Here is an 8,151-nt window from a genome sequence, read left to right on the forward strand (position 1 = left end):
GATCTGACGCCCGATCGTGCCCAGCCCGAAGACTCCCACACGGATTATCACAGGCCTCCTTTACTCGGGCCTCGCCTCGTGTCGGGCCTGCCTGCGGCATGGCCGACGTCCCTCGGCTCGAATGTCGATTAGGGCCTAGCCGCGTGAGTGTCGTCGCCGGAGGCTCCTCCGAACTCCCTCGGCTCGAAGTTCCACACTCGGGCCTCGCCTCGTGACGGGCCTGCCTGCGGCATGGCCGACGTCCCTCGGCTCGAACTGCCCGTTCTGCGCTTATGCAGCCAGCGGGGCCAGAAAGTCCAGGATGCTGCCCGCGGTCGCCTCGGCGGACTCGTAGGGGAACATATGCCCCCCGGCAACGAGCCGGAGCTCGGCGCCCTTGATCCGGCGGACGAACTCCTCGCCGTAGGCGAGCGGGTTGAGCCGATCCGCGTCGCCCCAGAGGAGCAGCGTCGGGGCGCTGATCCGGTGGAGCCGCTTCTTGAGCCCACGGTCCGGAAGCGGCCAGACGAACTTCCCCATCGCCGCCAGTCGCTCGATCCTCTCGATCTGCATGGCCACCTTCGCCTCCTCGTCGGCCGGCGGCGGGGCCCAGGCTCTGGCGCTGGCCGACGCGGGATTCTTCCAGAGGAGCGGCTGGAGGTCCGCCGGCGGCAGGCTCGCCACGTCGGGCAGCGGCGCCTCGTCCAACCAGAGCCCCATCGGCGAGAGCAGGACCAGGCCGCGGGCGCGGCCCGGGCAGAGGGCCGCCAGCTCGGCGGCCACCATCCCGCCGAAGAAGTGACCCACCAGCGAGGCTGAGCCGAGCCCGAGGGCGCCGAGCCACTCGTCGTACGCCAGGGCGAGATCCAGCGGCTCGTCGAGCGTCTCCAGACCGTCTGAGCCCTGGGTCCCGGGATGGAGCGGGGCGTACACCGTGAACCGGCGCGCCAGTCGCTCGAGAAATTCGGGCCAAGCCCGAAGCCCCTCGAACGAGTGGAAGAAGACGACCGGTGCGCCCCGCCCCTCGACGAGGCAGCGGAGGCTGACAGCGCCCTCCCGGATCGCGACGACCCGCTCGCGCGGCGTCATTCGAGCGGGGCAGCCGGCGCAGCGCCCGACGGCCACCAGCGGTCCTTCTGCCCGACCCAGAGGTCGCGGAGGTGCGGAAGCACCTCGCGGCCGAAGAGCTCGATGTTCTTGAGGGTGAGCTCCTTCGGCAGGCTCCCGATCTGGAGCAGCACCATGAGGTGGCCCACCCGGAGCTTGCGGATGCAGTCGGTGAGCTGCTCGCGCACCGTCGCCGGGCTCCCCGCGACGATGTAGCCCTGCTCGACGTAGTCCTTCCAGGTGAGCGCGGCGCGGATCTGTTTGGCCGCGAGCCCCACCTGAGGCCGCGCGCCGGTCCGGAGCGTCCGCACCGTCCGGTAGCCGGGCGCCTCGGCGAACCCCTCCCAGACGTTCAGGCACTTCTGGTAGAAGTAGTGGACGTGGGGCGCGTAGTCCGTCTCGGCCTGGGCATCCGTCTCTGACACGCCGACCAGCTGGAGGAAGCCGGCGCGGAAGGGGTTCTCGTCGGCGCCGAGCCGGGCGATGGCCTCCCAGAAGCCATCCATGGTCTTCTTCGCGTGCTTGTAGCCGAAGTACGAGAGGTAGCAGTAGACGTAGTCCTGCCGCGCCGTCCACTCCCAGGTCTCCACGCTCCCGCCGCCCGGGATCCAGACCGGCGGGTGCGGCGTCTGGAGCGGGCGGGGCCAGATGTTCACGTAGCGGAGCTGCGTGTACTTGCCGTTGAACGCGAAGACGTCGGCGCGCGTCCACGCCTGGATCACCAGGTCGTGAGCCTCGTAGTAGCGCTCCCGCAGCGTGGCGGGCGGGACGCCGTAGGCGAAGTTCGAGTCCATGGACGTTCCGACAGGGAAGCCCGCCACCAGGCGTCCGCCGGAGAGGACATCGAGCATCGCGAACTCCTCCGCCACGCGCACCGGCGGGTTGTAGAGGGCCAGGCTGTTGCCGAGCACGATCAGGGCGGCGCGCGAGGTCCGGCGGGCCAGCGCCGCGGCCATGAGATTCGGGGAAGGCATCAACCCGTAGGCGTTCTGGTGGTGCTCGTTGACGCAGAGCCCGTCGAACCCCGCCGCCTCTGCGAACTCGAGCTCGTCGAGGAACTCGTGATAGAGAACACGGCCCTTCTCGGGGTCGTAGAGCTGGCTCGGCACGTCCACCCAGACCGAACGGTACCGGGTTTCGAAGTCCTCCGGGAGGAAGCGGTAAGGCATCAGGTGGAACACGCAGAGTTTCATCGCTCCTCCTCGACGGACAGGGCCGATCGCGCGGAGGGCCCCTCCCGACGGCGCTCGAGGTTGCCCAGGCCGTCGTAGGCCGCGTACTTGTAGGCGTCGCCCAGCGTGGGATAGTTGAAGACGGTGTCGATGAACGTGTCAATGGTCCCGCCCGCCTGCATCAGCATCAGCCCGACGTGGATCAACTCCGACGCCGCCTCGCCGATGATATGCACGCCGAGGAGCACCTTGTCGGACGCCCGGAAAACCAGCTTGATCTGACCCGCCAGGTCGCCGACGATCTGGCCCCGGGCATTGTGACGGTAGAGGGCCCGCCCGACGCAGTAGTCGATCCGCTTGGCTCGGCAGCTCTCCTCCGTTTCCCCGACCATCGAGACCTCCGGGATCGTGTAGACGGCCAGCGGGAAGATCGGCGCCACGCGCGTCTTGTACTGGAGGTCGAAGGCGTGACCAATCGCCACCCGGGCCTGCTCCATGGAGGTGGCGGCCAGCGCCGGAAAGCCGATCACGTCGCCGGCGGCGTAGATATGGGGGACCACGGTCTGGTAGTGCTCGTTGACCGTGACGTGGCCCCTGTCACCGACGGCGATGCCGATTCGCTCGAGTCCCAGGCACTCGGTGTTGCCGAGGCGGCCCGCGGCGAAGAAGACACTATCCACCTCGAGGACGGCCCCACTCCTGAGTTCCAGCCGTACCGTATCCGGACCGGGCTCGATCCGCGCCGTGCCCTCCCGGAGCCGCAGATCCACACCCAGGAGTTCCATCTGGAGCCTGAACCGGTCCGAGATCTCGGCGTCAAGGAAGGAGAGAAGCCGGTCCCGGCCGTCGATCAGCGTCGCCCGGATCGCCATCGCCGCGAAGATCGTCGTGTACTCGCAGCCGATGACCCCGGCCCCGATGACGGCGAGCGAGCGCGGCAGCCGCTCCATCCCGAGGATCGTGTCGCTGTCGTAGATCCGCGGATCGCCGAACGGGATGTCACGGCCCCGGTTGGGGATCGAGCCCGTCGCGATCAGGACCACGTCGCCGCGAACGAGCCGGTCGGGCGCGCCCGACCGGCTGACCCTGACGGTGTGGGGATCCTCGAAGGTCGCCTGCCCCCGGATCAGGTCGATCCGGTGCCGTTCGATGTTCCAGCTCACCACCTCACGCAACGAGCGGACCACCTCCTGCTCGCGGTACATGAAGTCGCGCACGGTGAGGTCGCGCTTCACCGTGTAATCCACGCCGTAGAGCCCGCGCTGGTGCAGGCCGGAGAAGTAGAGCGCCGTCTCGCGGAGGGTCTTGGACGGGACCGTCCCCGTGTTGACCCCCGCGCCCCCCGGGTCCGGCGCGCGCTCGATCAGGGCCACGCGCTTGCCGAAGTACGCCGCCCGGGCCGCGCCTTTCTCGCCCGCCGGCCCGGAGCCGATCACGACAAGATCGTAGGAGTTCATTCAGGCCTCGCCTCGTGGCTCATTTACTCGGGCCTCGCCTCGGCGCTGGCGCAGGCGATGAGGCTGCCTGCGCCGAAGCGCCTCGGCTCGAACTGCCACGCCTGCGGCTCGTCCGAAGCGCCTCGGCTCGAACAGCCATTCAGCCCTCAAAGGTGTCGGGGTCGATCCCGTGCTGCTTGAGTTTCTTCCTGAGCGTGTTGCGGTTGATACCGAGCAGCGCCGCGGCTTTGACCTGGTTGCGCCGCGTCTCCCGCAGCACTGCCTTGAGGAGCGGCTTTTCGACCAGGGCGATGAGAAGGTCGTAGAGCCTGGCCTCGGACCGGCCCCTGAGCCCCCGGACACACTCGGCCAGCTTTTGCTGGACGATCTCCTCGAGGGTCGCATCGGCCGTCGCCGAGGCCGCGGCCGAGACCGGGGGGATCGGCAGGTGCTCCGTCAGGATCACGCCTCCCGAGGCCATGACCATGGCGCGCTGGATCACGTTCTCCAGTTCCCGCACGTTGCCCGGCCACTCGTAGCCCGTGAGGCGATCGAGCGCCTCGGCGGCGATCGCGCGCTCGCCTAGGTCGGCCGCGTACTTCGCCAGAAAGTGCTCGGCCAGCAGCGGGATGTCTCCGCGGCGCTCGCGCAGCGGCGGGAGGGTCAGCGAGACTACGTTGAGGCGGTAGAAGAGGTCCTCGCGAAAGCGGCCGTCCCGGATCATCGCCTCCAGGTCCCGGTTGGTGGCGGCGATCACCCGCACATCGACGTGGATCGACTCGTGCCCGCCCACGCGCTCGAAACTCCGCTCCTGCAAGACGCGGAGCAGCTTGGCCTGGAGGTCCCCCGGCATGTCGCCCACCTCGTCGAGGAAGACGGTCCCGTTGTGGGCCAGCTCCAGCTTCCCCAGCTTCCGCTCCTTTGCGTCCGTGAATGCCCCGCGCTCGTGGCCGAAGAGCTCGGACTCGAGCAGTGACACCGGGATCGCCGCGCACGAGACCGCCACGAAGGGCCGACCCGCCCGGCGGCTGTAGTGGTGGATGGCCCGGGCCACCAGCTCCTTGCCGGTGCCCGAGTCGCCCCGGAGGAGCACGGTGACATCGCTCGCCGCGATCCGGCCGATGGTCTTGAAGACCTCCTGCATCCTCGGGTGCCGGCCGACCAGCGCCCCGAACTCCCAGACCTCGCGCAGGCCGGTCCTGAGCCGGGCCACCTCCTGGGCGAGGCGCTTGGCCGTCAGGGCCCGCTCGGCGAGGAGCAGCACCTCGTCGAGGTCGAACGGCTTGGCGAGGTAGTCGTAGGCGCCGCCCTGCATGGCCTGAATCGCGGTTCCCATCGTCCCGTGCGCGGTCATGATCACGACCTGAGCCTCGGGGCGCAGCTCGCGAAGCCGACCGAGCAGGGTGAGCCCGTCCATTCCGGGCATCCGGACGTCGAGGAAGACCAGGTCGTAGGGCTCGGCCTGGACCTCACGGAGCGCCGACTCGCCGTCCTTCACGGCCGTGACCCGATACCCCTCCTGCCTGAGGCCCTTCTCCAGGACCCAGCGGAGCCCCTCCTCGTCGTCGGCGATCAGGATGCGTCCCTCGGCCATCTCCCTCTACTTCGCGATCGGCAGGAAGCACGTCACGGTCGTACCCTTGCCGGGCTCGCTCTCGACCTGGATCGCTCCCCGGTGCTCCTCCAGCAACCGGTGGCAGACGGCGAGGCCGAGACCCAGGCCCGTCTCCTTCGTCGTGAAGAACGGCTCGAAGATCTTGGTCCGGGACCCTTCGGGGATCCCCTGGCCTTCGTCGGTCACCTGCACCTCCACCATGCTGCGCGGCCCGCTCCCCATGGCCACCCGCGAGAAGAGCGGGTTCAGCGAGAGGCGCGTGGTCAGGGTGAGGCGGCCCCCGCCGGGCATGGCCTCGATGGCGTTGCGGACGAGGTTGTGAAACACCTGGATCAGGCGGTCCTCGTCGCCGAGGATGGGAGGCAGGCTCGGATCGTAGCGGCGGACGATCGTGACGCCAACGCCGGCCGCCACCTCCTCGGTCAGCAGCGCGACGCGCTCGAGGAGCTGATGGAGATTGAGCGGCACCGGGCGGAGCTGGACTGGCCGGCCCAAGTCCAGAAGCTGCTCGAGGATGCGGCTTACCCGGTCCACCTCCTTGAGCAACACCTCGAGATGCTCGTCCCAGCGGGGGTCGGCACCCAGCTCCTTCCGCAGGAGCTGCACGACGCCGCGGATCGCCCCGAGCGGGTTCCGGATCTCGTGGGCGAGGCCGACCGCCATCCGGCCGAGGGCAGCCAGCCGCTCTCCCCGTCGCACCTCCTCTTCGAGCTGGCGAATCCGGGTCAGATCCCTGAGCACTGCGACGGCCCCTTCCGGAGCCCCCGACCCACCCGCGAGCGATGCGGTGACGATGCTCACGGGAATCGGGCGACCCTCGGATCCGTCGATCGCCGCCTCCGACTCCGACCGACTCTCCCCGCTCCTGAGCGTTTCCGCCAGGTGGCGGACCAGCGGCGAATCGGGCGGGAAGATCTCCTTCAGCGTGCGGCCGATGACCCGCCGCGCGGACCGGCCCGAGAGCGCTTCGGCCGCGGGATTCCAGAGGATGATCCGGAGCGCGTCGTCCACGCCCACGACGGCGTCGGGAAGACCCGTCAGGAACGATTCGTAGTCGAGCCGCGCCACTACTCTTATCCGACCATGCGCCGGGGATGCCCGGAGGAGCGAATCCGACGCGACCACCTTCGGTGGTGCCCGGCGGGCGACGAAGCGCAGGACACCGCAGCGCTCCGAGCGGCCCAACGATTGGTGGGCCGCGAGGACGCCCCCCGCGGCGGGGGGATGGGGGGGCCAGCGGAGGTGTCCGAGCGAGCCGCGCCCGTCGAGGCGAGGAGGCCTGAGCGAAGGCGGACACCCCGCTGCGTGGTCATCCTACGCGAGCTTCAGCGCGGGTTCGGCGTTCAGGGTGAGCGGCGCGCGCTCGCCCGCCAGGAGGCGCGCCGAGCCGGCAGCGGCGATCATCGCGGCGTTGTCGGTGCAGAGCGAGGGCGGAGGGATGTAGAGCTCCCACCCGCGCGCCTCGGCCTCGGCCTGGAGCGCCGCCCGCAGAGCCCGGTTCGCTGCCACGCCGCCGGTCAGGACGATCCGCTTGGCGCTCAGGCGGCGGGCGGCCCTGACGGTCCTCGCGGTGAGCATCTTGACCACCGTGGCCTGGAAAGACGCCGCCACGTCGGCGACCATCCGATCGGGCAGCGGCGCGTGACGCTTCACGAAGAGGGACACGGCGGTCTTGATCCCGCTGAAGGAAAAGTCCGGAGCGCCGTCGGTGATCTGGGCGGTGGGGAAGGCGATGGCGGCGGGGTCGCCGGAACGCGCCGTCTGCTCGATGGCGGGGCCGCCCGGGTAGCCGAGCCCCAGGAGCTTGGCCACCTTGTCGAAGGCCTCGCCCGCGGCATCGTCGCGGGTCTGGCCGATCAGCCGGTAACTCAGCGGTTCCCGCGCCAGGTAGAGGGCGGTGTGGCCGCCCGACACGACCAGCGCGAGGAACGGGTACGCCGGCCGGGGCTCCACCAGGAACGCCGCGAAGATGTGACCCTCCAGATGGTTCACCCCGACCAACGGCAGCGAGTGGACGTACGCGAGGGCCTTGGCCACCGAGCAGCCGACCAGGAGCGAGCCGACCAGCCCGGGCCCCTGGGTCACGGCAATCCCGTCGAGCTCAGGCAGCCGGACCCCGGCCCGGCTCAGTGCGCTCTCGACCACCGGGAGGATGACCTCGACGTGGCGCCGGGAGGCCAGCTCGGGGACGACGCCCCCGTAAGGCGTGTGAACGTCGTCCTGGGAGGCGACGACCGAGGAGAGGATCTTCTCGCCGTCGGCGAGGACCGCCGCCGCCGTCTCGTCACAGGAGGTCTCGATGCCGAGCAGTCGCACTTCGAGGCTCGCCGTCCTGGCTCCGCCGACGCCGGCCGCGAGGCAGAAGAGGAAAGGAACGCCCGGCGGCGGCCGCCCTCGGGGACCAGGCGCCGGCGCCGCCAGCGATCAGCGGTTCTGGGCTTGCGGAACCCCGACAGCGGGCCGGCTCTTCTCGAGGATCCGCATGGCCTTGAGCAGGTCCAGAGCTCGCTGGAGCTGGACGTCCCGCTTCAGCTCGTCCTGGGGCGAGGTCTCGCCGGCTGGCTTCCCCGGATCGGCCGCCGCGACGACCTTGGGCGGCTCGACGACGATGTCGGGGGCGATCCCCTTGCCGTGGATCGAGCGACCCTTGGGCGTGAAGTACTTGGCGGTGGTCAGCCTCAGCCCCGAGCCGTCGGAGAGCGGGATGATGGTCTGCACCGACCCCTTGCCGAAGGTCTGGGTGCCGATGAGGATCGCCCGGTTCCAATCCTGAAGGGCACCCGCGACGATCTCGGAGGCCGACGCGCTGCCCTGGTTGATCAGCGCCACGATCGGGAAGCCC

At 70.0% G+C, this 8,151-nt stretch carries 7 protein-coding genes; all 7 read right to left on the reverse strand.

All coding sequences use genetic code 11. From position 1 onward, the window contains the following. Window positions 1-270: 270 nt before the first annotated feature. A complete protein-coding gene (locus HY726_22260; protein ID MBI4611721.1) occupies window positions 271-1,104 on the reverse strand; it encodes an alpha/beta hydrolase in 834 nt (277 codons plus the stop codon). Next, window positions 1,065-2,279, reverse strand: coding sequence for an LLM class flavin-dependent oxidoreductase (locus HY726_22265; protein MBI4611722.1), 1,215 nt, complete (start codon window positions 2,277-2,279; stop codon window positions 1,065-1,067). The genes HY726_22260 and HY726_22265 overlap by 40 nt, the downstream gene beginning before the upstream one ends. Continuing rightward, window positions 2,276-3,715, reverse strand: a complete 1,440-nt coding sequence (gene sthA, locus HY726_22270) for a Si-specific NAD(P)(+) transhydrogenase (protein ID MBI4611723.1) — start codon at window positions 3,713-3,715, stop codon at window positions 2,276-2,278. The genes HY726_22265 and sthA overlap by 4 nt, the downstream gene beginning before the upstream one ends. Before the next feature lie 139 nt (window positions 3,716-3,854). Further along, window positions 3,855-5,288 carry a sigma-54-dependent Fis family transcriptional regulator gene (locus HY726_22275; protein MBI4611724.1) on the reverse strand — a complete coding sequence of 478 codons (1,434 nt, stop codon included), beginning with the start codon at window positions 5,286-5,288 and terminating at the stop codon, window positions 3,855-3,857. A 6-nt stretch (window positions 5,289-5,294) separates the two neighbouring features. Next, entirely contained in the window at window positions 5,295-6,377 is a 1,083-nt protein-coding gene (locus tag HY726_22280) for a PAS domain-containing protein (GenBank protein MBI4611725.1), read from the reverse strand. A gap of 246 nt (window positions 6,378-6,623) precedes the next feature. After that, window positions 6,624-7,625 carry a tRNA (adenosine(37)-N6)-threonylcarbamoyltransferase complex transferase subunit TsaD gene (tsaD, locus tag HY726_22285; GenBank protein MBI4611726.1) on the reverse strand — a complete coding sequence of 334 codons (1,002 nt, stop codon included), beginning with the start codon at window positions 7,623-7,625 and terminating at the stop codon, window positions 6,624-6,626. Between the two features lie 108 nt (window positions 7,626-7,733). Continuing rightward, a partial coding sequence (locus HY726_22290; protein ID MBI4611727.1) for a peptidase S41 occupies window positions 7,734-8,151 on the reverse strand: 418 nt, incomplete at its 5' end.

It is taken from the genome of Candidatus Rokuibacteriota bacterium (assembly GCA_016209385.1).
GTDB lineage: Bacteria > Methylomirabilota > Methylomirabilia > Rokubacteriales > CSP1-6 > JACQWB01.